Consider the following 22,612-nt stretch of genomic DNA (forward strand, 5'->3'; position numbering starts at 1 on the left):
TCCGACACCATCAACGAGGGCAGAACATGAAGCGACAAAGATTTTGGGGAATCCTCTCCGCGGTAGCCATCGCGACACTCATGCCGATGCATGCCGCACATGCGGAGAAGATCCTGCGGGTGGCGACCACTCTGGCCGACGTCCCTCTGACCACGGGCCAGCCGAGCCAGGGCGGTGAAGGAGCGCGGTTCATCGGAATCACGATTTATGACGGTCTCATCAACTGGGATCTGTCGAAGGAGAAGGAAGCCGCGAAGCTCGTGCCGGGTTTGGCCGAGAGCTGGACGGTCGACCTGGCCACCAAGACCGTCTGGACCTTCAAGCTGCGGCCGAACGTCAAGTTCCATGACGGTTCGGCCTTCACGGCCGATGCCGTGGTCTGGAATCTCGACAAACTCCTGAAGCGTGAATCGCCGCAATTCGATCAGGCGCAGGCCACTCAGGGCGCAACCTATGTGGCGCCGATCGCGTCCTATCGCAAGATCGACGACATGACCGTCGAAATCACCACGAAGGCGCCGGACTCGGTGCTGCCATACCTGCTGACGCAGGTCTTCATGTCCAGCCCCGTACGCTGGGAGGAGATGGGGCGTGACTGGGCGAAGGTCGCCAGCAAACCGTCCGGCACCGGCCCATGGATCCTGGACAAGCTCGTTCCGCGCGAGCGTGCGGAACTCGTCAAGAACCCGAATTACTGGGACCCGAAGCGTGTACCGGCGTCCGACCGGCTCGTGTTGATGATGATGCCAGACCCCACGACCCGCGTCGCCGCCCTGCTGTCGGGGCAGGTCGACTGGGTCGAGGCACCTCCGCCGGATACGGTTCCGCGGCTCAAGCAATCCGGGATGCAGATCGTCACCAATGTGTACCCCCACATCTGGCCTTACCAACTCAGCTTTACCGAGGACTCGCCCTTCAAGGACATCCGCGTCCGCAAGGCCGCAAACCTCGCCATCGACCGCGACGGCCTCGTGTCGTTCCTGGGCGGTCTCGCGGTACCGGCCAAGGGCCAGGTCAATGAAGGCCATCCCTGGTTCGGAAAGCCGACCTTTGAGATCAAGTATGACCCCGAGGAAGCCAAGCGCCTGATGGCGGAGGCGGGCTACAGCCAGGACAAGCCCCTGAAGGTCAAGTTCCTCGTCTCGACCGCCGGGTCCGGCCAGATGCAGCCCCTTCCGATGAACGAGTTCGTGCAGGAGAACCTTCGCGAGGTCGGTTTCGACGTGGAAATCGAGGTGATGGAATGGGAAGCCCTGCGCGCCCGCAGGCGTGCCGGCGCCGATGCGCCGGAGAACAAAGGCGGCCATGGGCTCAACAACAGCTGGGGCTACTGGGATCCGGATATCGGTCTCCTCGGCCCGGCCTGGTCGGTGATGCGTCCACCGTCAGGATACAACTGGGGCGGCTACAAGGATGCCGAGGCCGATAAGCTCGCGGCACAGGCCAAGGTGGAGTTCGACCCGGAGAAGCAGAACGATCTCCTCGGGCAACTCCATGCACGCATGGTGGATCAGGCCATGTGGATTTGGGTGGTTCATGACCTGAATCCGCGGGCGATGTCGCCAAAGGTGAAGGGCTTCGTTCAGGCGCAGAGCTGGTTTCAGGATTTGACGCCCGTGCACGTGGATTGACGCTCCGCATTCCGGCGGCGGGCGCGTCCCGCCGCTGATCCCACCGTCGACCCACCACAGAGCCAGACATGCTGTTTTATATTCTGCGCCGCTTTCTCTATACCCTGCCCATCGCCATAGGCGTCTCGCTCGTATGCTTCGCCCTTGTGCACCTCGCACCCGGCGATCCCATCAGCGCGATCCTGCCCGAGAATGCGTCACCTCAGCTGATCGAGGAGGTGAAGACCGCTTACGGTTTCGACAAGCCTCTGCCCATTCAATATCTGTATTGGCTCGGCAATGTGGTTTCAGGGGACCTCGGCACCTCGATCATGACCCGTCGGGCGGTGCTCTCCGAAGTCATACCGGCGGTGGGCAACACGCTCATTCTGGCAGCCTGTGCCGTGCTCATCGGCTTCGTGGTCGGCATCGGGCTTGGAACGATCGCCGGGTACAACAGCGGCTCGATCTTGGACAAGGCCGTTACGGCATTCGCCATCACGGGCGTCTCGGTGCCGCATTACTGGCTCGGCATGGTCCTGATCGTGCTGTTCTCGGTGAATCTGGGTTGGCTGCCGGCAACCGGAATGGGATCTCTCGGCTCCGGCGAGCTTCCGTTCACGCTCGACGGCCTCAAGCACATCATCCTGCCGGCGATGACGCTCGCCGTCATTCCTGCGGGGATCATCGCCCGCTCCGTGCGTGCGACCGTCAGCGAAGTTCGCAAGCAGGATTTCGTGCAGACGCTTTATGCAAAGGGGCTGACGTCCCGGTATGTCTTCGTCCATGTCGCCAAGAATGCGGCCCCGACGGTCCTTGCCATCATGGGCCTTCAACTGGCGCAGCTCCTGGGCGGCTCGATCCTCGTGGAAACCGTCTTCGCCTGGCCCGGCACGGGCTTCCTGCTCAATGCGGCGATCTTCACGCGCGACCTGCCGATCCTCCAGGGCACGATCCTCGTGCTGTCGATCTTCTTTGTTGTAACCAATCTCGCAGTCGACGTTCTTCAGATGATGCTCGACCCGCGGGTGAAACGCGTCTGACAGGGGAGACACAGCATGTCCGATCAAGCCGCGACCTTTTCAGGCGCCATTCCGGATACGGTCAAGACCGAACGTTCCCGCAGCTTCTGGCAGGCCGTCTTTCGGCGACTGTCACGGGATCCCCTGACGATGATTTGCGCAGCCATCCTGCTCGCCATCGTGCTGATCGCAATCTTCGCACCGTGGATCGCGCCGAACGATCCGTATAAGACCAGCATGGTGCGACGGCTGAAGCCGCCCGGCACTCCCGGCTACTGGCTCGGCACGGACGAACTCGGGCGGGATATGCTCTCCCGTCTCATCTACGGGGGCCGGCTGTCCCTGTTCATGGGCTTCACGCCGGTGGTCGTGGCGACGTTCATCGGCGGGACGCTCGGAGTGATCGCCGGCTATGCCGGTGGGCGCATCAACATGGCGATCATGCGCCTTATCGACGTGTTCTACGCCTTTCCGTCGGTTCTGCTCGCCGTGGCCATTTCCGGTGCGCTCGGCGCTGGCATCGTCAACGGCCTGGTGTCCCTCATCCTCGTCTTCATCCCGCCGATAGCTCGGGTGGCGGAAAGCGTCACGACCCAAGTTCGTACCCAGGATTTCATCGAAGCAGCGCGGGCGACCGGTGCATCCGGCGCGCGGATCGTCACCGGCCATGTGCTCAGCAACGTGGTCGGTCCGATCCTGATCTACGCATCGAGCCTGATCAGCGTGTCGATCGTCATTGCGTCCGGCCTGAGCTTCCTGGGTCTGGGCGTCAGCCCGCCGCTCGCCGATTGGGGCCTCATGCTTAACACGCTGCGCCAGTCCATCTACATCGCGCCTGTCAATGCGGTTCTGCCGGGCGTCATGATCTTCACCACTTCCATGTGCTTCAATCTCATGAGCGACGGCCTTCGCAGCGCCATGGATGTCAAAGGCTGAGGATGGTCGCAATGCAAACCGAGAACACCAAGACAAACGATAAGACCGCGCTTCGCGTCATGACACGCGATGTCGATACGCGGGATCGCGGCGGCCCCCGCCAGCCCATGCTGATCATCCGCGGCCTGAAGAAACACTTCCAGGTGAGCGGCAAGTCGCTGGGACAGCCGAAGATTGTCGTCAAGGCGGTCGATGGGGTCGATCTCGAAGTGGGCAAGGGCGAGACGCTCGGCATTGTGGGCGAGTCCGGCTGCGGCAAGTCCACGACGGCGCGCCTCCTCATGCATCTGATCGAGCCCGACTCGGGCGAGATCCTGCTCGACGGCGAAACGGTCGGGTCCATGCGGGGCGTCGATGTGCGCGAGCTTCGCCGAAGTGTCCAGATGGTGTTTCAGGACAGCTATGCGTCGCTCAATCCGCGTCTCACCATAGAGGACACGGTCGCCTTCGGGCCCCGTATCGGCGGCCTGTCGCGGACGGAGGCCAAGTCCCGCGCCCGCAGCATGTTGCGCATGGTCGGGCTCGCTCCGGAACTGTTCGCCCAGCGCTATCCGCACGAATTGTCCGGAGGGCAGCGGCAGAGGGTCAACATCGCCAGAGCTCTCGCTGTCGGCCCACGTGTGCTGATCCTGGACGAGGCGGTTTCCGCGCTCGACAAGTCGGTCGAGGCACAGGTGCTGAACCTGCTGCAGGAACTGAAGAAGACGCTCGGCCTCACCTACGTGTTCATCAGCCACGACCTGAATGTCGTCCAATATATCAGCGACCGTGTGGTCGTGATGTATCTCGGGCAGGTGGTGGAGGCAGGACCCGTCGAGCGGATATACGAGACACCACGCCATCCCTATACGGCGGCGCTTCTGTCGTCCCGGCCTTCCATGGATCCGACGAAGCGGATCACGGCGCCGCCGCTCACCGGCGATCCTCCGAACCCGATCAATCCGCCGAGCGGATGCCGCTTCCGCACCCGCTGCCCGCTCGCCGAGGACATCTGCGCGCGGGTCGCCCCGGCCCTAACGGCGGTCGACGATCCGGCCCACCTTGCCGCATGCCATGCCCGCGTCAGCGGGTCCGGCCATAGCCACGCATCCGCAGCCGCGTGAATGGAAGGGATTTCCTCATGACCAACGATCAACTGCACGGCGCAAGCAGCGGGGACGCAGCCACGTCCGCGCCACTCGTGGACGTTCGGGACCTCTCCGTCCGTTTCGTGTCCCGCGACATGGACGTGTCGGTCGTGAACGGCGTGTCCTTCGAGCTGCGGGAGGGGGAGGTCCTCTGCCTCCTGGGCGAGTCGGGTTCCGGCAAGAGCGTGACCATGCGGTCGCTGATGCGGCTTCTGCCGCACACAGCGCAACTCGGCGGCTCCGTCTCCATCGGCGGCCTGGATATTCTCGGAATGCCGGCGCGACAGCTCTCGACGATCCGGGGATCGCTGGTGTCGATGATCTTCCAGGAGCCGATGACCGCGCTCGATCCGGTCTTCACGATCGGGCAGCAGATCGTTGAGACGGTTCGCTGCCACGAGGGATGCAGCCGCTCCGACGCGCGGCGCCGGGCGCTCGAACTTTTGGAACTCGTCCAGATCCCATCCGCGGCCCGAAGGCTCGACGCCTATCCCCATGAGCTCTCGGGCGGCCTGCGTCAGCGCGCCATGATCGCGCTTGCGCTTTCGTGCCGCCCCCGCGTTCTTCTCGCCGACGAGCCGACGACGGCACTCGACGCCACGGTGCAGATCCAGGTTCTGCTCCTTCTGCGCGAGTTGCAGCGTGAACTGGGCATGGCGACGATCTTCGTCACCCATGATCTCGGCGTCGCCTGCGAGGTGGCCGATCATGTGGCCGTGATGTATGCCGGGCGCTTCATCGAGACAGGAGCGGTAGGCGATGTCCTGAACCGACCCCACCATCCCTATACCGTGGGCCTCATGCGCTCGACCGTCCATGGCGGCCAGCGAGGCACGACGCTGGAGCCCATTCCAGGCGCTCCGCCAGACCTCAGAAGCCTGTCGACGGGATGCGCCTTCGCTCCCCGGTGCGGGGAGGCGCGTCCTCCGTGCCTGACCGCGATGCCTGAGCTCGTCGAAGCTGCGCCCGGCCAGACGGCACGATGCATCAAGTATGGCGCGGCAACCACCTATGCTGCGGCCGGCACGTTTCAGGCGGCGGTTTGAGATGCCGGTCGGTCCTCATCGGCATGCACTGACATATGCGCTGGCAGCCATCGCGGGCTTAATTTTCTGGCGGTTGGGAACGCCATTGCCTTGGATGATCGGTCCGATCGTGGCGGTGGCGATCGCCACGCTGACGGGGATGCGGACTGCGGTCTGGACCGCAGGCCGCAACACCGGAATGGTGGTGGTGGGGACGGCGCTCGGCCTCTATTTCACGCCGGAGGCCGTGAACAAGATCGTCTCCTATCTTCCGTTGATCGCCATCGCGACCGGTTCGACCGTGCTGATCGGAGTGGCGGCTTCCGCGGTTCTGACGAAAGCCGCCCGCATTGACCGGGCTACCGCATTCTTCTGCAGCGTTCCGGGCGGCGTTGCGGAAATGAGCATTCTGGGCGAGCGCTTCGGCGCATCGCCTGTACCGATAGCGGTCGCGCAACTCCTGCGCATCGTGTTCCTGGTGTTTACCCTACCCAGCGTGATGATGGCGGCGGGCGTGACCGGCGACATCTTCACTGCCGAGAGCAAGCTGCCGTTCGATATTTCGGGCCTTGCGGTTCTCCTTGGGGTGTCCGCTGCGGTCACACTGGCGCTGGTTCGGCTTCGGGCCCGCAACGCATGGCTACTCGGGCCGCTTGGCGTCGGCATTCTCGTGTCGATCAGCGGTTATGAACTGTCGTCCGTGCCGATCTCCCTGACGTCGGCGGCGCAGATTCTCATCGGCACTCACCTCGGCTCGGCCTTTCGACGCAACGAGATGTTCGCTCTGCGTCGCGTGCTGCCCGCCATCGCAGGCAACATCTTCATTCTGGCTTTCGGATGCGCCGTGCTCGGCTCCCTCATTGCGCTCGTGTCCGGTGAACCGCTCGCCACTCTCATTCTTGCGACCGCGCCTGGCGGTGTGACGGAGATGTGCCTGACCGCCAAGACGCTCAAGCTCGACGTAGCTCTCATTGTTGCCTTTCACGTGCTGCGGATCTTCGTCGTGCTGCTGGCGACCCCCTGGGTGTTCCTGGCCATGCGCAATTTCGGGCTCATCGCCGAGAGCAGTCTCATGACGGACGCGGAAACTACCCCGACCACAACCGACTGATTTGATGTTGAATGGAGGACGAGCCTTGTCTAACGCTGCCGTATACAATCATCAGGAACCGGTCACGTTGCATGCCAGGAAAGCTCTGGCGGATCCGGTGCCGAAGAGCCCGAGTGCCGCCAAGGATCTGTTCCACCTGACGGCTGGCGAGGCAGGTCGGCTGATGCTTGCCCGCAAGCTGTCGCCCGTCGAGCTGATTGACGCCTTCCTGGCGCGCATCGAGGAGGTCGATGCCCGCGTGAAGAGCTATCTTCTCGTGACCGCCGATACGGCGCGGGCTCAGGCAAAGCGGGCCGAGGCCGATATCATGGCGGGCCGCTGGCGTGGTCCGTTGCACGGCGTTCCCTTCGCCGCGAAGGACAACTACTTCACGAAAGGCGTCCGCACCTGCGCCGCCTCCCGGCTGATGCTCGATCATGTGCCGGACTTCAATGCCGCGGCGATCGACCGGCTCGACGACGCCGGAGCGATCCTGCTGGGCAAGCTCAATACCTGGGAATACGGGACCGGCACCGGCGCCGTTCATTTCGACCTGCCGTTCGAACCTGCCTGCAATCCATGGAATCTCGAACGGTTCACGGGCGGGTCCTCCACCGGTGCCGGAGCATCGGTGGCAGCCGGCACGGTCATGGTCGCCCTAGGATCGGATACGGGCGGCTCGGTCCGCCTGCCGGCCGCCGCCTGCGGCCTTCAGGGCATCAAGCCGACCTATGGCCGCATCAGTCGATATGGCATCCTGCCGAATTGTTGGTCGCTCGATGCCGCCGGTCCGCTGACCTGGACCGTCGAAGACGCCGCCATCATGCTTCAGGCCTTGGGGGGCTACGACAGCCGCGATCCGGGCTCCGCCGACGTTCCCGTGCCGGATTACATGGCTGGGCTGAATGCCGGGGTGAGGGGCCTTACGATCGGTGTCGTGCGCGATCTCGGCCCGGATACGGAACGTGTCGATCCGGCGATCATGCAAGGGATCGAGCATGTGGTGCAGGTGCTCGAGGCGGAGGGGGCGACGGTCGTCGAACTCACGCTGCCGGCAGCGCCTACGGCATATCGCGAGCTGACCGCCGTCATCAACTGGGCAGAATCCCTCTCGATCCACGAGAAGGACTTCCTCGAACGTGCGGCCGATATGGGACTTGCGTTGCGCGACAAGATGATGAGCGGCTTCACCGTTCGGGCGGTCGACTACCTTGCGGCTCTGCGCCGCCGTCGCGAGCTGGCCGCCGCAACCGACGCCGTCGTGCGCAGTGTCGATGCGCTTGTTCTGCCGGGTGCGTTCCACGTCGCTCCGCCTTTCTCCGATCCCGACCGGGTCAAGGCCTTCACGGGCGAGACGGCGACGCCGCCGTTCAACATCTCCGGCCATCCGGCCATGTCGATCTGTTCGGGCTTCGATTCCGACGGATTGCCCCTGAACGCCCAGATCGTCGGCCGCTGGTTCGACGAAGCGACCGTGCTTCGCGTGGCGCGTGCCTACGAGCGGGCCACCGATTGGCGCGCCCGCCGTCCCACCCTTTAACTCGTCGAACGGAGATGTATCGATGACTGATGAACCCCAACCGAGCTGGTCGGAGGAAGAGATCGCTGCCTATGTGGCCCGATATGGTCTGAAGAATCTCACGCCCGAGCACCTCGTCCGCCTGCGCGAGCTTGCAGAAAACGTTGCGCGGACAGGCTCCGCCATACCCCGCATGGCATCCAAGTACGATGAGCCTGCACACGTTTTTCACGTCCATCTCGATTGAGGAGACACCATGGAACCGTATGAATTGACCGCATCCGAAGCCTCGAAGCTGATCGCCGAGAGGAAGCTTTCCTGCGAGGAGCTTGTGCGCTCCACCCTCAAGCGTATCGAGGAGCGCGAGCCGACGATCCGTGCCTGGACCTATCTCGATCCCCAGCGGGCGATCCGCCAAGCCCGGGAGCTCGACAAACAGCCCGCCAAAAGCCCCCTTCATGGGCTGACCTTCGGCGTAAAGGATATGATCGACACGGCCGACATGCCGACGTCGCATAACTCACCGGTCTACTTCGAGCATCGGCCCGGAAAGGATGCCGCCTGCGTGTCGGTGGTGCGCCATTCGGGAGCCCTGATCCTCGGCAAGACGGACACTGTCGAGTTTGCTTCGGGCGGCCGGAAGGCGGCGACCCGGAATCCCTGGAATCTCGCACACACACCGGGCGGATCGTCGTCCGGGTCGGGTGCAGCGGTGGCGGACCGTATGGTACAGCTGGCCTTCGGCACGCAGACCGGCGGCTCCCATATCCGCCCGGCATCGTTCAACGGGATCTATGGCATCAAGCCGACCCACGGCGCGATCAGTCGCGAAGGCGCGAAGATGTATTCGCACACGCTGGATACCGTCGGTTGGTACGGGCGATCCGTTGCAGACCTGCAGCTTGTGGCAGAAGCCTTTCGCCTCGTGGGTCATGATACGGCGGCACCAGTCGACGTGAAGGGGCTCAAGGTCGGCCTGTGCCGCTCACCGGTCTGGCGGAAGTCGGAGCCTGCCGGTCGTGCAGCGCTCGCCGCTGCGGCGAAGCGTCTGGAGGCCGCCGGTGCAATCGTCATCGAGCTGGAATTGCCGGCCCCCTTCGGCGAACTCAACGCTGCCCAGGAGACGATCATGCAGGGAGAGGGCAGGGCCGCGTTCCTGCCCGAATACCTCGCCTACCGACACCTGCTGCACCAGGACTTCGTCGACAAGGTCGAGGGTGCTCACGGTATTACGCCCGAAGCGCTGATCGCGGCGTATGATCTCGCAGCCGATTGCCGCCGCACCTTCGACGGCCTTTTCGGCAAGGAGCTCGATGTCATCCTCACCCCCGCAGCGCCGGGCGAAGCGCCCGAGGGGCTCCATACGACGGGCGATTGGGCTTTCAATGCCATGTGGACGCTCCTGCACGTGCCCTGCGTCGGCATTCCGGTCGGCCTCGGCAGCCAAGGCTTGCCGGTGGGAATCCAGATCGTCGGACCTCGGTTCTCGGATGCGGCTCTGCTCCGCATCGCCGATGCCTGCGCACCGGTCATCGACCTAGGCGGCACAATTCCTCATGTCGAATCCGAAGAAGAGGCCGTCGCAGCCTAGGATCGGATGCTGAGCCGAGGACAAGGATGCATCGGCGGCGGGATATACCTGCCGCCGATGCAGGCGTGCTTTACGAAAGTGTCAGTATGGCCGCCCATCCTTGTGAGTGTACATCCACTTTCCGTCAGGTCCGAGCGACGCTCTCAAGTCATCGTGCGGATACGTTCCTTCATCACCGGCCGTGCGGTCTCCGACCTCCAGAATGACGACGTTCCGGTCGGTTCTGTTCACTAGTTGATGGGCGATACCCTGCGCCGGAAACCCGGCGCACATGCCAGGCGCCAGCGGCACCTCTCCGATATCGGTGACGAGTGTCGGCTCCCCTTCCAGCACATAGATAAACTCGTCCTGCTTGCTGTGCCTATGCAAGAGCGCCGACTCGCCGCCAGGCGCGAGCCGGGTCAGGTTTACGCCGAAGTTCTTGAGGCCGAAGAGGTCGCCGAGAGGTCGCTTTTCTCGTTTAGCCATGCGGCTGAAGAAAGGTTCTGGATAGGTCGAGGGTTTGGTACGGGGCGGAGCTGATGACGCCACGATGGCAATTCGGCTCGGGATCCTGCTGTGATTCATCGGTTATGCTCGCCTGCTGTCGTTAAGCATCAATCCTGCCAGTAAATTGAACAACTTCAAGATAAGGCGAAAGTCGCCGTTCCAAGCGAGTCTTTCCATGAAATTCCTGGCTGCGAGGCGCTGACGGATTTTTGCAAGCGGGAAACCGAGGACCCGGAAGGTCTTTTCATGGCACACCCGCGACCTAAGCTCGAGGGCCGCAATCCTTACCGAAGCGGACACTCCGAAAGCGCAGAGAATTTCACTGCCTGACCCAGATCTGAGCTACGGCAGGCATGCGGACGTGCTCCGATATCAAATGAAAGCTCGGGGGAGCGGGAGCGAGCGTGTCACTGATATGCAACACCCGAGTCTGTTGTGCGCCTGAGACTCCAAAAAGAGACGCTCAGGACATGCATGTGCGATATCCAGCAAGGGCCTATAGGTATTTTATGCTATCGGCGAATGAAACTAGAGGAGTCGCTTAGAAGGCTCCTGACGATCGTTAATGATATTCCGGGGCAATAATGATACATTCACTCCATTCACGCCGTCAGGATTTCCTGGGCAGCACAGCCATTGTGACGACGTTGCCATTGTTCAGAGCGCTGCCTGTTGCTCTCATTGCCTCCGGCCTAGCACTTACAGCTCCGGCTCAAGCTGCTGACGTGAACATTACCTCGCCAGGTACCTTCATCATCGCTCCAGGGCAATCTGTCGAATTCCAGGCGGAGAATGGAGCAACGACCAGCAGCTACGCTCAGGTGAATGGGGGTGTGGTCATAGGGAATGTTACGTCAACCGCTCCTGGAGTTGGCGTCCTCAATTTTGCTGGCGACGGAGCAGGTGTCGACGGCAGCGTCAGCAACACGTTCCGCGTGACCATTGGCGGCACCGGCAGTATGGCCATCAGCGGCACAGTGACGAACACAGGAGCCTTCTACACCCAAGCCGCAACGCTGACCATCGGTGGAGATTTCCAGAATTCCTACGTCAATTTTACCAGCAATCGGGATGGCACTCTGATCCTGAACGGAGCGAACAACTCCATCAGCACTGTTCTGACGACAGGCAGTACGGGCATTCTCGGCACAATCACACTTGGGACCGGAAGCAGCACGACGTTCACAGGAGCTGTGGGTGAAACGGCGAGGCTCAAACAGCTCAACCTTGACGGCACTCTCACGACCTTCCTTGCTAATGTGAATGCTGAAACTGTGAACTTCGGTGCCGATGGGATGGCATCCATTCGCGGATCGACCTTCAACGCCCCTATCACCACCTCGACTGACGGCGCGGGTACACTCAGCTTCCAGCCTGGCGCCCAGACCACTGTGAACGGCACGATTGGCTCAGCAAGCCATGGGTTGAAGCAGATTGAGATGAAGAGCGGGACGGGGACCATCGTCCGCCTCACCCAGGCCGCCTATGCCGACCAAGTGGCCATCAATGGTCTGGGCACACTGATCCTCGATACCGCATCGCGGCTCGATACTTCCGCCGGCAGTGCCAATGCCGCGACAGGAACCGCCGTGACCTTCAGCCAGGACGGCCTGCTGTCGATTTCCAGCCCGGATGTCAGGATCGGGAAAATCACAACTTCAGGCGGCACAGCGGGGCAAGGGCGAATCGCATTCTCCGGCAATGGCGTCTACATCCTTGGTGCCGGCATCGGCACCGAAGCTGACCGGCTGAGGCAGATCTCAATCAGCAACGCCGGCGCAACCGTCAGTACTGCCCCATTCTCATCCAACTACGTCTCCAACGTGCGCTTCTCAGCCGATGCTACCTTCCGCCTTTCCGAAGGAGCCAGCCTGACTGGCGATGTGACCACCGCCACTAACCAACGCGGAACACTTGTCTTCGACGGTGGGAGCGGCGCAACGATCAAAGGCAACGTGGGCTCCGGATCAGCGCAGCTCAAGGCACTCCGGTTTGGCGCCTCTGGGAACGGAACCATCGACGGCAGCATCTATGCCCAGACGACTTCCTTTGCGAATGACCCCAGCCGTGAACTGACCATATCCGGCAACATCTTCGGCGAGGTCCAGGGCGCTCCTGGCGGAGGCGGCAAGCTCACCTTCAGCGGTAACACATCGACTGGCGGCGACATCGGCTCGTTGTCCCCGCTGGGTTCCGTTGTGTTCAGTGGCGCGGGTATCTCGACGCTGCTGCACGATATCAATGCGAGCGCCGCGACCGGTTCAGGTGTCTCGATCGCGAACTCAGGAACGACGCTGCGGGTTGGTGCGGCCGGCAAGACCATCACAGGGGCGCTCAACAACTTCGGTACCTTGGACGTGGGTGTCAATACGCTCAACGTGAACGGGAATGTGAGCTTTGGCTCGGGCTCCACGTATGGAGTGCAGACGACCGCAGCCGGCGCTTCGGGACGCGTGGCGGCCACCGGTGCCGCGACTCTGTCCGGAGGCACCGTGGATGTTCTGGCTGAGGATGCCACCTATCTTCCCGGCGTCACCTACAGCATTCTCACCGCTCACGGGGGCGTGAGCGGCAAGTTTACGGATGTGAAATCAAATTTGGCCTTTCTAACGCCGAGCCTCAGCTACGACGCTAACAAGGTGAACCTGACGCTGGTTCGCAAGACCGAGCCACAGCCTCAGCCTGAACCACAGCCTCCGACACCAGACACCCCAAAGCCGCAACCTCCAGAGCCGCAACCTCCAGAGCCGCAGCCTCCAGAGCCGCAGCCTCCAGAGCCGCAACCTCCAGAGCCCAAGCCAGTGTCGTTCGACTCGGTGGCTGTGTCGAGCAATCAGGCCAGCGCCGCCAAGGCTGTTGAGGCTCTTGGCTCAGGCAGCCCCCTGTTCAATGCAGTCATTGGCCAGAGCGTGGCAGGGGCGCGACAGGCCTTCGACGCACTCTCGGGTGAGGCGCATGCCACCGCGCCGGCAACGGCTGTCGTAGGGGCGGGGCTGGTGCAGACAACGGTGATCAGCCGTCTGCGCAATGCTCCAACACCAAGCTTTGCTCAGGTGCAGGGCACATACTCAGCCGCTTATGCCGCTGATGCTCCTGGGGTTGTCTCTGAGCCGGTGACAATTACAGTGCCCACCTTTGACCCGCGGCGCTTTGCCCTGTGGGGTCAAGGCTTCGGCACCTGGGGCACGGTCGAGGCCAGCCCCAGCGTCGCCGGACTGGACACCTCCACAGGGGGCTTCATCCTGGGAACTGAGGCTCGCATTGATCAGACCTACACTCTCGGCGTCGCAGGCGGATTTACCCGCACCACTTTCGAGGCAGATGCGCGTCTCTCGTCGGGCACCACAGATACATTCTTTGCGTCTGTGTATGGCTCGGCCGCTTGGGGCAATCTGAATGTGCGGCTGGGTACTTCCTACGCTTGGCACGACATTGACGCGAAGCGATCCATCCGCTTCCCCGGCTTTGCCGATGAGGCTCATGCCTCCTATGGCGGCTCAACCATTCAGGCCTTCGGCGAGGTAGGCTATGTCTTCAATCTTGGTCCGATGAAACTGGAGCCGTTTGTGGGTGCATCCGTGCTGCGCGTGAGCACTGACGGCTTCCAAGAAGAGGGTGGACCAGCAGCACTGACCGGCTATGCCCAAGATCAGGATCTCGCCACCACCACACTTGGGTTGCGTGCTGAAGCACGACTCAGCGATGAACTGCCGTTGACCGTGCGCGGCATGCTTGGATGGCGGCGGGCTTATGGCGACATCAACCCGGCCGCCCTAATGGCGTTCTCTGGTGGGGCTTCGTCTTTCACCGTTGCGGGCACGCCCGTGGACCGGGATGCGCTCGTAGCTGAGGCCGGGCTCGATTGGCAGGCAGGCCGTGATATCAGCCTTGGTATCTCATATGAGGGTCAAATCGGCTCCCGAGCGCAGGACCATACGGTGAAAGGCAGCTTCGTCTGGCGCTTCGGGACGCGCTGAACATCACCGTCGCAGGCTTGCTGTTGAATGGAAGCCTGCGACATCAAGGCCGTGCCCATGGCACCGCCTTGATTTTTCGTCTCTTATGAAGCGCTAGTGCGAGGCTCGGAAGGTCTGATTTTGGCACTCCTGAGACATCGTCTTAAGGGCAGCAATCCTCACGCAACCGGACGTTCCCAACAAGCTGGCAGTTTCTTTTGGTGACCCTGAGTGGACCATCGCGTAGCGCTACATTCCAAAGCGCCCCGTTATCGGAATCTGCGTATTGAGAAGTTCATGGCCACACAGCATCGCCCAAGCCTCTGTGGCGGTTGTGTAAGGACGGGAGTTTTATCGACTAGCGCGGATCTGGGCTGGTGTTGCGCCCTTGTATCGCCTCATGGCCGTGGTCAGGTGGCTCTGGCTGGAAAACCCACTCAGATAAGCAACCTCAGTGATCGGCAAGTCGCTCGCAGCCAAGAGTTGCTCGGCTGCACCCAGGCGCAGGTGGAGCAGGTATTGGTATGGAGATTGCCCGAAGGTGATGCTGAAAGCCCGGATGAAGTGCCCTGGCGAGAGCTCGCACAGGACTGCAAGGTCGGCGACCGACACTTTGCGGGAGAAGTTCTGCTGGAGATAGTCCCGCACCCGCTTGGCTTTCTGTGCCGGCAGGCCCCCCTCAGCCCTTGGAGCTTTGCCAGAACCGGCATAGGTGCGCAGCAGGTGAATGCCAAATAAGGTGATCAGGGAATCAACATAAAGTTCGTTTGCAACCTCCCTTTCCGACAGTTCGGCTTTCAGCATCTGAGCCAGATAGAGAGCCTTCTGGTCCACAGTGCCAAAGCGAACCGGCTGAAGATCAACTCTGCCCTTATCGAGCTCTTGCTCAGCTAGTTCCGCCAGGCTTTCTGGTCCAAAGCCGATGTGCATGTACTCCAAGGTTGAAGGCCAGACCCATCGGCTCTCCACATGCGCGGGGTTGAGATCAATGACTCCGATTGTCACGTTGAATGTCTTCAGCTTGTCACTCCCATAGCCGGCCGACACGCCAGGGGATGGAGCAAGCCCAACTGCTACAAAGTGACCATTTGCTACGAATGTTTCGGAAGCCGGTGGGCGAACACAATGCACAGCCGCACCCCTGTAAGTGGTCAGCCGGGGTCCGGCCTCCGGCGGGATGGGATCGAGAAGCCTCGACTCTTTGGCCTGGCTGGCAGTCCTCGCTTTGAACTGGTTGAAGAGTTTGGCTGGATGATCCATGGCTGCCCCGCACCATCAGTGCTTCTTCTGCATTCTGATCTCGGATCAGCATCTTAGATGGCTGATTCTCTATGATAGGAATATTCCAATTTCCCTTAGGGAAATAGACCTAGCTTCTCGCAAAGCTCATCCTCACCTGCGGCACGTCCGCATAGCTTGGAAGTAGGTAAGTTCTGAGAGAGGAGCCTCTCCCGGACCGTGTTCCGTAAGCGGCCATGTGAGATAGGACACATAGCTTAAGTGACATTGGGCGGCTCTGGCCCAATCCTTCGGTGATGTCTCCGTCCAGAGGGGATCGCGCATGCAGCAAATCGCACCCCGGTATATATTCAGCGAAGCGATTGTAGTGGTCTGCCCCCGAGAAGTGGTCCTCCAAATGGACCAGTTTGACGGGTCAGGACCATCACGAACCTAGCCAATCAACAGATCTGCTGGAGCAGTTATCTAGTTGGATGACACAGACTGCCACAGGGTCACCGACAATTCGGGGCGCTTACCTTCAGAATGTTTGATTGGGTACTTCATATAGAGAAGAAGCGTCTTTCCTCAATGAAAGGCGCGTCCCTCCAGTTGATCATGAATTGGGAAGCGGAAACGCATCGGCGATGGACGCCAATCAGGTGCAAACCCATTCACGAATTTCGCATTGGGTGCTGCCGGATACGCACGCATTCAGGGCAAGGTCTTCGGCGTCTTTTCTCGTCATTGCAGACATTGCCGCCCAACGAGATGCCCCGGCAGACGACTTCTTACTTACTGCCAAGGCGCCACAATGGTTATAGGGGAAGCCTGTGCCGTCGTCATCATCCCAATGACGGTGATTGCGAAAGACGACGACGACACGACAGCCTTGCCCTCCCGCCCGCTCGCAGTGCTTAAGAGCAGTTCTTTCAGCCTCTTGCCGATCTGCTGCGCCCCAAAAGAAGCCATGTTTTTCGTCGCCAGCCGAATAGGCAATCGCTGCCCAAATGCCTTTAGCCTCAACTTGCCTTTGTGGGATGTGCGACGGGGAACGTGAGGTGAGATCGGCGGCAAGACCCATCTGGCCAGAGGCCAGGACAATCCCGATCACGGCAAATACACATCTCATTCTCATAGATCGTCCTTTACCACATGGAATTCCGATGGATCGTTCTGATGCTGCAGATCAACCTTTCGCCACAGCGACGGACACAACAATGCAGGTATTCCCGGAGGAGGGTAAGAGAAGAGCCTGACCGCCATTGTTGGCGAGAGCGTAGACGGCAACCTGACCTAAGGTGTTTTCCAATTTGCTTCCCTGAGCAAACGCTGCCGGAATTTCATTGCATGGCTTCGGAAACGGACTGACACGGACCATGGTGCCTTCACAGGCAGGTCCATTCGGAGCTGCGAACACGATGCCGGCAGCCGGTCCGGAGTAGCTCTGCGTCGTATAATCGAGGCCGACGAGAGCCTGCACCGCGTGCTTGTCAGGCTCGGAGTTCTGCCAGTCGGTTTGAACGTTGTAGGTCGACCCGTTGGTCAGCAATTGCCCCAGAACGGGGAACACATTGGCGCATGTCTTCAAGCCTGCCTGTTTGGCATGGGCTAGAAACGGCGTGTTCGGAAGCGACGGATCAGGAGCAGCTGTCTTTGCACTTGCGGACGGCTGGAGCATGGTCAAGACCCCTGCATATTGCATCGCAGCCAAACCAAGCCCAGCCACCGCCACAAGGCCGACGACTGACAGAAGCACCGTCGACACTTTGCGCCTAGACTTAAGCGGCGGATAGAAGGTCTCATCAGCGGCCTGGCTGCTTTTGGATCTGAACATGATCCGGTCATGGATGGATTGCTGGCTCATATCAGTACTTTTCCGGTTATTTGATTGCCTTGAGGGCCATCGCGAGACCCTTGAGCGGTGCGGGAATGGTGACTGTCTCGCCAGCGGCTGTCAGGTAGGAGACTCGTGGCGTCCCTGCTTTATCGATCTGCTCGCGGAGAAGCGGTCCGACCGGCAGCATGCCCACGCAGACGATCTCGTTGCAGCCATCAATGCGAACGTCGATTGGTTCGGGTCGACCTTCAAATTGCAACGACACTGGTGTATTGCTCCCGATTGTGGGCGGGGTGCGCAGGATCATGTACGGCTTGCCGTCCTTGGTCGCAGCCAGCGACCAGCTAAAAGCCATTCTGCCAGCCTGATTCTCGATCACCTGGGTGATGTTGCAAACCATCTGGCGGGCATCAAGATTTTCGTCACAGATCAATGTCCAGTTCTCGAAAGGGCGAATAACCCTACGATATTGACCTAACTTCACGTCAGGCGGCACCACGACCTCGGACGGCTTGACCCTGTAGGGCTGCGATGAAAGTTGCTGACCGGCAGCAGGGGAGGCGCCGGTCAACATCAGGCACGCCGAGAGCATAAGGCTGGGGGCATGATTGGCGTGCCGAAGCATGATTACCTCAGTTCAGCGTAATGCTGAGACCTGCACCGGCGCCCCACTGCCCGCCGGCGGTTGCTGCCGACAGATTGGCTCGGACACGCCCATCCTCGCTCGTGTAACCGGCACCAAGGGCGAAGGCTCCTTCGCTCCGCCAGACGCCGCCACCGACAGCGGCACTCAGCTTGCCGGGACGGTCGTCGTAGCGCAGAGACGCGGCGGCGAGACCGATGGCGGCTGCTTGGCGTGCTTCCTGGCGGATGGCGCCGAACTCCTGGTTCAACTGGCTGAACCTTGAGTCGGTGTAGTCCTTGGCCTGATCAAGCGTCGTCGTCGCCACCTGATCGGTGTAGCTCTTCGAGGAAGCGATCCCGTCATTCAGCTGCTTGACATTGACGGCGTCGGTGTTCTTGACGCCTGCCGCAACGTTGGAAATCAGCACAGGGGCGTTCGGGTCGCCACCCTGGAGCAGGATGCTGTTCTTCTTGCTGCCATCCGCGTTGGTTTCATATTGGATGGTATTTTGCTGCAATGATCCGACGCCGGCCGTCAGATCCTCGATTGCGGTGTTGGTGGCATAAAGCTGCGACCCGTTCACGGCATCGGTGCTGGTAGCCGATATCCGACCCGCGGCGACGTTGGTGATCGTCCTCTCCGCGCCGACATCGCCGACGCTGACGGTGCTGACCGGAGCCGTGCCGGCGAACGCATAGGTTTTCCCATTGATCGTCGTCGAGGACGTGCCGACGGCAGCCTGCGTTGCGGAGCCCGCGCCAAGCGCAACGCTGCCAGAATGGTTGCTCACGGCCCCCGCGCCGATCGCGACGGATTGCACGCCACCCGACTGGGAGTTGGTTCCAAGGGAAATTCCGTCTGCCGCGATGACATGCGCGTTCTGGCCGATGGCGGTTCCGCCTGGCGCAGTCGCCTCGACAATCGCGCCATTGCCCATGCCGATCCCGTTGTTGCCGTTGACCACAGTCCGCGGACCAACGGCAATCGACTCAAGACCGACCGCAAGCGAATCCGGTCCCGACGAATTGGCGTGGAAGTACTGCGTCGGCGTTACTGCAACCGATGCGATGGCGCCTTGGAGCTGGCGGATCGTCACCGCATCCTGGGCTTGCGTGCCGTCGGCCACATTGGTGATCTGCCGGTACGCCCCGGCATATCCCACGGAAACAGCCCCCAATAGGGTCTGATCGGTGGTGTTGTATACGATCGTGGCGGGCCCTGCCGGGAGAGTGCCGGTCGAGGGCGCGAGCGGACGGTCCACGATTGATCCGGCACCGAGAGCGACACCGCCGACAATATTGGCCTGTGTATCCCGACCGAGGGCGAGCGCGTCGGCCGCGCTTGCTGTCGCGTTATAGCCAACCGCGCTCGAGCCCACGCCCTGGGCGAAGGCGTCAGTCTGAGCGAGTCCGGTTTCATTGGTCCTTACATAGCGGATGCCCTTGCCGTTGGCGTCAACATAGGTCGTCGAGGTATCGCCGGCGATGTCGGTAATTGCACCGCCGAGATTGCTGATGGCGGTGGTGTTCGCCGTAACCTGCTGGTTCGTGGCAAAAAGCTGGCTTCCGTTGACTGCGTCAGTGCTGCCTGACGTCAGCCGCCCAGCCGCGACGTTCTGGATCTGGCGTTCCTGGCCCGCTGCGCCGACCGAGAAGGCTCCGCTTGGGGCAGCGCCCGCGAACGAATAAGTCGTCCCGCCGATCACGGCATTGGCGACGTTTGTCGTCGCGGTGGTCGTCGAGCCCTGGCCGATGGCGACGTCGCCGGCACTGTTGGCGATGGAGCCGAATCCGATGGCGACAGAGCCCGCTCCAATGGAATTGGCCGTGGGACCGACCGCAACGCTGTTCAAGCCGGTGGCAGTCGAATCCGCGAGTGTCGAATTGGCATGGAAATACTTGATGCCGCCGCCTGTCGTGATGTTGTTGACCGTCGAAGCAAGACCGTCGACCGCTGTATTGGTAGCCCATAGCTGCGAGCCGTTGACGGCATCAGTCGAGCTGGAGGAGATACGACCGGCGGCGACATTGGTGATGGTCCGCTCTCCGCCTGCGTAGCCCACACTGACCGTGCTGGTCGGTGCGGTTCCGGCAAAGGTGTAGGGAGCGCCATTGATGGTGATTCCAGGTGTTCCCACCGCGGTAGCGGTGGTCGAACCGGAGCCAAGGGCGACGTCGCCGGCATTGTTGGCCACTGCCGTGTCGCCGAATGCGAGTGAGCCCGCACCCAGCGCGCTGCTGGTGTTGCCGAGAGCGACGCTCCCCTGGCCGATGACGGTGTTCCGGTAGCCGATGCCGACCGCACCCTGGGCGGCCGTGCCGGCCACGCTCACCGCCTGGCCGCCGCCGCCAACCATGTTGGTGTTGCCCATCGCCACCGAACCGTTGCCTGTGGCTGTATTGTCCATGCCTTGCGCGACCGCGCCGTCGCCGGTTGCGGTGTTGGGGTCGCCGATGGCGACCGCGCCGTTGCCGCTGGCGAAGTTGCCCGAACCAATGGAGACAGCCTTGCCGCCGGTCGCTCTCGCACTGTTACCGATCGCGACGGCATCGGCGGTGTCGGCGGTCGCATTGGTGCCCATGGCAATCGCGTTGTTGGCGGTTGCGTTTGCATTGTAGCCGATCGAGGTCGTCGCGTTGGCGGCGACGCCGATGCCTGCATTGGTGCCGACCGCGATGTTGTCGTTGCCGTTCACGTTGTTTCCTGTAGCGGCCTGCTGGGTGGCGTCATAGAGGAAAGTGCCGTCACCAGTGCCCATGGCAATGTTCCGAGTTCCGGTAACGCCGGTGCCGGCGCCTTTCATGACTCCGCTGCCGATACCTCCGCCCACGGCGACGTTCTGTGCGCCGGCGACGAACTGGCCGGCGGCGACGCCCATGGCAACGGAGTTGGCGTTGGCTGCCGTCGAACCGGCTCCCGCACCGTTGCCGAGGGCAACCGCGCCGTCTCCGGCCGCATTCGCAAACGCACCGAGTGCAGTGGAGTTCTGGCCGGAAGCCGTGGATTCGACGCCGAGTGCGGTGGCCCGGATCGCAGTCGCTTCGGCAGAGGTGCCTATTGCGACGCCACTGCCCGCGGAGACGAGAGCCCTGTCGCCCATGGCGATGCCCGAGGGAGCGTTCGTTACCTGCGACCAGTAGCCGATCGAAATACCGTTGATCGAAGTGGCATCGACCATGTCACCGATATTGCTGGTGCCGATGGCGACGCTGCCGTCCGCCAGGGCGTGGACCTGGTTGCCTAGAGCGGTGGCGTTGACGCCGGTCGCCACGGCGTCGTAGCCGATCGCCGTGCTTTCCAGGCCACTGGCGTTGGACATATAGCCGAACGCAGAGGCCTGGGTGTGGCCCGCAATGGACCAAGAGCCCACTGCAAGGGAGCGCAGGCCCGACGCATGGCTCTGGCGTCCGACCGCGATGGCGTCGACGGCTGATGCCGTCACATCGGTGCCGAGGGCAATCGCGCTCTCACTCGTTGCGCCCGCTGTGGTGAGCGTGCGCGCACCGACATTGATGGCATTCACGGCCGTTGCCTCCGCGTCGAAGCCGATCGCGACAGCGTTCTGGGCGCTTGCATTAGCATTGGTGCCTTGAGCAACGGAGTCCGTCCCGGCCGCAGTTGCTAGACTCCCGATGGCGACGGTGCGTAGTCCGCTTGCGTTCGCCGAATTACCTAATGCGGCCGCACTCACCCCGGTCGCCCGGGCAGAGACGCCAACGGCGGTGGCGGCCTGAGCTAAAGCATCGGCGCTGACACCAATCGCAATCGAATTCGTGCCGTTAGAAACGGAGTCGCATCCAACGGCCATGCCGCCAGTGTTGGTAGCGCCGACGACTGCCGCTTGGGTTGCGCAACCTGTAGAGCCGCTGATTGCAATCCCTCCCCCACCGGGATTGGCCGTTGTTCCGCCACCGGCAGTATATTGAGCGTAGACCGGACCGGCTAAGAGAATCGATCCAATCGTCGCGAGCGCGGATCCGGTGATAAGGCAGGTGACGTTGCGGTGCACGCCACCAAGGCTGCCCAGACCTAATCCGTCCCGATTAAAGCCGAGCACCCGATGTGCACGGCGCAGGGCTGCCATCAGCCGGCGCCGCAGCGGGCGTCCATCGGGTAGATCACCAATCCAGCTACGCACAAATTTGCCTCTGACTCCCGGCCGGTTGCTTGTGTTGATGCTCACTTCTCTCATCACGATATTCTCCCGGCTTTCGCGCGAGCTGGCCGCAAAGACGGCGTCTCGCGTCCGGTTGCCGCACGTGTGCGTTGGCTATGTTGCTGTTCCAGCAGCTCGCGACCTTCTTTGGTGCCGAGCGCTTCAATGACTTCGTAGGCAGAGTCGACCCAGGATGCAGAGGCCGTCGGAATGGTGCGCAATGCGCGATCGGCCCGCTCCGGCGTCAGTTTGAGCGCCAGCACTTTGCGGCAGATATCGAGGTGGATCAGCGGTTCGTCCTCGCCATGAATGGGCGAGGTGAGTCCGAAAACGAACCGGGCGAACATGTGGTCTATTTCAGCGCTCGATAGCTGCGTAGCAAACCGCCGCTCCAAGGTCTGCCAAGCG

At 61.9% G+C, this 22,612-nt stretch carries 17 protein-coding genes; 10 read left to right on the forward strand and 7 right to left on the reverse strand.

The features are described from left to right. The first annotated feature begins 26 nt into the window (after positions 1-26). From GR328_RS23995 to GR328_RS24035, 9 genes are all read left to right on the forward strand, one after another. The gene (locus GR328_RS23995; protein WP_160888189.1) at positions 27-1,631 is read left to right on the forward strand and encodes an ABC transporter substrate-binding protein; all 1,605 of its coding nucleotides are present in this window, start codon (positions 27-29) and stop codon (positions 1,629-1,631) included. Between the two features lie 68 nt (positions 1,632-1,699). Further along, complete coding sequence (locus GR328_RS24000) at positions 1,700-2,653, forward strand: ABC transporter permease (protein ID WP_160888190.1); 954 nt, start codon at positions 1,700-1,702, stop codon at positions 2,651-2,653. A 15-nt stretch (positions 2,654-2,668) separates the two neighbouring features. Further along, positions 2,669-3,568: an ABC transporter permease gene (locus tag GR328_RS24005; RefSeq protein ID WP_160888191.1), complete on the forward strand. Its 900-nt coding sequence runs from the start codon at positions 2,669-2,671 to the stop codon at positions 3,566-3,568. A 59-nt stretch (positions 3,569-3,627) separates the two neighbouring features. Continuing rightward, on the forward strand, positions 3,628-4,671 hold the full coding sequence (locus GR328_RS24010; RefSeq protein ID WP_160888205.1) for an ABC transporter ATP-binding protein: 1,044 nt from the start codon (positions 3,628-3,630) through the stop codon (positions 4,669-4,671). A gap of 17 nt (positions 4,672-4,688) precedes the next feature. After that, positions 4,689-5,741, forward strand: a complete 1,053-nt coding sequence (locus tag GR328_RS24015) for an ABC transporter ATP-binding protein (RefSeq protein WP_160888192.1) — start codon at positions 4,689-4,691, stop codon at positions 5,739-5,741. 1 nt (position 5,742) lies between these two features. Continuing rightward, a complete protein-coding gene (locus GR328_RS24020) occupies positions 5,743-6,831 on the forward strand; it encodes an AbrB family transcriptional regulator (protein ID WP_246216069.1) in 1,089 nt (362 codons plus the stop codon). Positions 6,832-6,856: 25 nt separating this feature from the next. Continuing rightward, the gene (locus GR328_RS24025) at positions 6,857-8,350 is read left to right on the forward strand and encodes an amidase (protein WP_160888194.1); all 1,494 of its coding nucleotides are present in this window, start codon (positions 6,857-6,859) and stop codon (positions 8,348-8,350) included. 22 nt (positions 8,351-8,372) lie between these two features. Next, positions 8,373-8,576 (forward strand): hypothetical protein, encoded by a 204-nt coding sequence (locus GR328_RS24030; protein ID WP_160888195.1) that lies wholly within the window; start codon positions 8,373-8,375, stop codon positions 8,574-8,576. Positions 8,577-8,585: 9 nt separating this feature from the next. Beyond that, complete coding sequence (locus GR328_RS24035) at positions 8,586-9,920, forward strand: amidase (protein ID WP_160888196.1); 1,335 nt, start codon at positions 8,586-8,588, stop codon at positions 9,918-9,920. An 81-nt stretch (positions 9,921-10,001) separates the two neighbouring features. Here the strand turns inward: GR328_RS24035 and GR328_RS24040 are convergent, their stop codons facing one another. Further along, positions 10,002-10,487: a cupin domain-containing protein gene (locus GR328_RS24040; RefSeq protein ID WP_160888197.1), complete on the reverse strand. Its 486-nt coding sequence runs from the start codon at positions 10,485-10,487 to the stop codon at positions 10,002-10,004. A gap of 575 nt (positions 10,488-11,062) precedes the next feature. On the opposite strand from GR328_RS24040, the gene GR328_RS24045 reads away from it, so the two are divergent. Continuing rightward, entirely contained in the window at positions 11,063-14,386 is a 3,324-nt protein-coding gene (locus GR328_RS24045; protein WP_205790266.1) for an autotransporter outer membrane beta-barrel domain-containing protein, read from the forward strand. A gap of 330 nt (positions 14,387-14,716) precedes the next feature. Here the strand turns inward: GR328_RS24045 and GR328_RS24050 are convergent, their stop codons facing one another. The 6 genes from GR328_RS24050 to GR328_RS24075 form a co-directional block, all read right to left on the reverse strand. Continuing rightward, positions 14,717-15,625 carry a helix-turn-helix domain-containing protein gene (locus GR328_RS24050; protein WP_160888199.1) on the reverse strand — a complete coding sequence of 303 codons (909 nt, stop codon included), beginning with the start codon at positions 15,623-15,625 and terminating at the stop codon, positions 14,717-14,719. 616 nt (positions 15,626-16,241) lie between these two features. Further along, complete coding sequence (locus GR328_RS24055; RefSeq protein WP_160888200.1) at positions 16,242-16,721, reverse strand: DUF4189 domain-containing protein; 480 nt, start codon at positions 16,719-16,721, stop codon at positions 16,242-16,244. Positions 16,722-16,772: 51 nt separating this feature from the next. Then, positions 16,773-17,450 carry a hypothetical protein gene (locus tag GR328_RS24060; RefSeq protein WP_160888201.1) on the reverse strand — a complete coding sequence of 226 codons (678 nt, stop codon included), beginning with the start codon at positions 17,448-17,450 and terminating at the stop codon, positions 16,773-16,775. Between the two features lie 16 nt (positions 17,451-17,466). Next, entirely contained in the window at positions 17,467-18,048 is a 582-nt protein-coding gene (locus GR328_RS24065; protein ID WP_160888202.1) for an invasion associated locus B family protein, read from the reverse strand. A 7-nt stretch (positions 18,049-18,055) separates the two neighbouring features. Further along, the gene (locus GR328_RS24070) at positions 18,056-22,132 is read right to left on the reverse strand and encodes a YadA-like family protein (protein WP_246216070.1); all 4,077 of its coding nucleotides are present in this window, start codon (positions 22,130-22,132) and stop codon (positions 18,056-18,058) included. 107 nt (positions 22,133-22,239) lie between these two features. Further along, the coding region (locus tag GR328_RS24075; RefSeq protein ID WP_205790268.1) for a hypothetical protein at positions 22,240-22,612 on the reverse strand (373 nt) is incomplete at its 5' end.

Origin of the sequence: Microvirga makkahensis (assembly GCF_009830105.1) — a bacterium.
In the GTDB taxonomy this organism is placed as follows: domain Bacteria; phylum Pseudomonadota; class Alphaproteobacteria; order Rhizobiales; family Beijerinckiaceae; genus Microvirga; species Microvirga makkahensis.

Excerpts from the sequence above, each read along its gene's own strand:
- GR328_RS23995 (WP_160888189.1), top strand. The coding sequence starts at position 27 with ATGAAGCGACAAAGATTTTGGGGAATCCTCTCCGCGGTAGCCATCGCG.
- GR328_RS24000 (WP_160888190.1), top strand. The coding sequence starts at position 1,700 with ATGCTGTTTTATATTCTGCGCCGCTTTCTCTATACCCTGCCCATCGCC.
- GR328_RS24005 (WP_160888191.1), top strand. The coding sequence starts at position 2,669 with ATGTCCGATCAAGCCGCGACCTTTTCAGGCGCCATTCCGGATACGGTC.
- GR328_RS24010 (WP_160888205.1), top strand. The coding sequence starts at position 3,628 with ATGACACGCGATGTCGATACGCGGGATCGCGGCGGCCCCCGCCAGCCC.
- GR328_RS24015 (WP_160888192.1), top strand. The coding sequence starts at position 4,689 with ATGACCAACGATCAACTGCACGGCGCAAGCAGCGGGGACGCAGCCACG.
- GR328_RS24020 (WP_246216069.1), top strand. The coding sequence starts at position 5,743 with ATGCCGGTCGGTCCTCATCGGCATGCACTGACATATGCGCTGGCAGCC.
- GR328_RS24030 (WP_160888195.1), top strand. The coding sequence starts at position 8,373 with ATGACTGATGAACCCCAACCGAGCTGGTCGGAGGAAGAGATCGCTGCC.
- GR328_RS24035 (WP_160888196.1), top strand. The coding sequence starts at position 8,586 with ATGGAACCGTATGAATTGACCGCATCCGAAGCCTCGAAGCTGATCGCC.
- GR328_RS24040 (WP_160888197.1), bottom strand. The coding sequence starts at position 10,487 with ATGAATCACAGCAGGATCCCGAGCCGAATTGCCATCGTGGCGTCATCA.
- GR328_RS24050 (WP_160888199.1), bottom strand. The coding sequence starts at position 15,625 with ATGGATCATCCAGCCAAACTCTTCAACCAGTTCAAAGCGAGGACTGCC.
- GR328_RS24055 (WP_160888200.1), bottom strand. The coding sequence starts at position 16,721 with ATGAGAATGAGATGTGTATTTGCCGTGATCGGGATTGTCCTGGCCTCT.
- GR328_RS24060 (WP_160888201.1), bottom strand. The coding sequence starts at position 17,450 with ATGAGCCAGCAATCCATCCATGACCGGATCATGTTCAGATCCAAAAGC.
- GR328_RS24065 (WP_160888202.1), bottom strand. The coding sequence starts at position 18,048 with ATGCTTCGGCACGCCAATCATGCCCCCAGCCTTATGCTCTCGGCGTGC.
- GR328_RS24070 (WP_246216070.1), bottom strand. The coding sequence starts at position 22,132 with ATGGCAGCCCTGCGCCGTGCACATCGGGTGCTCGGCTTTAATCGGGAC.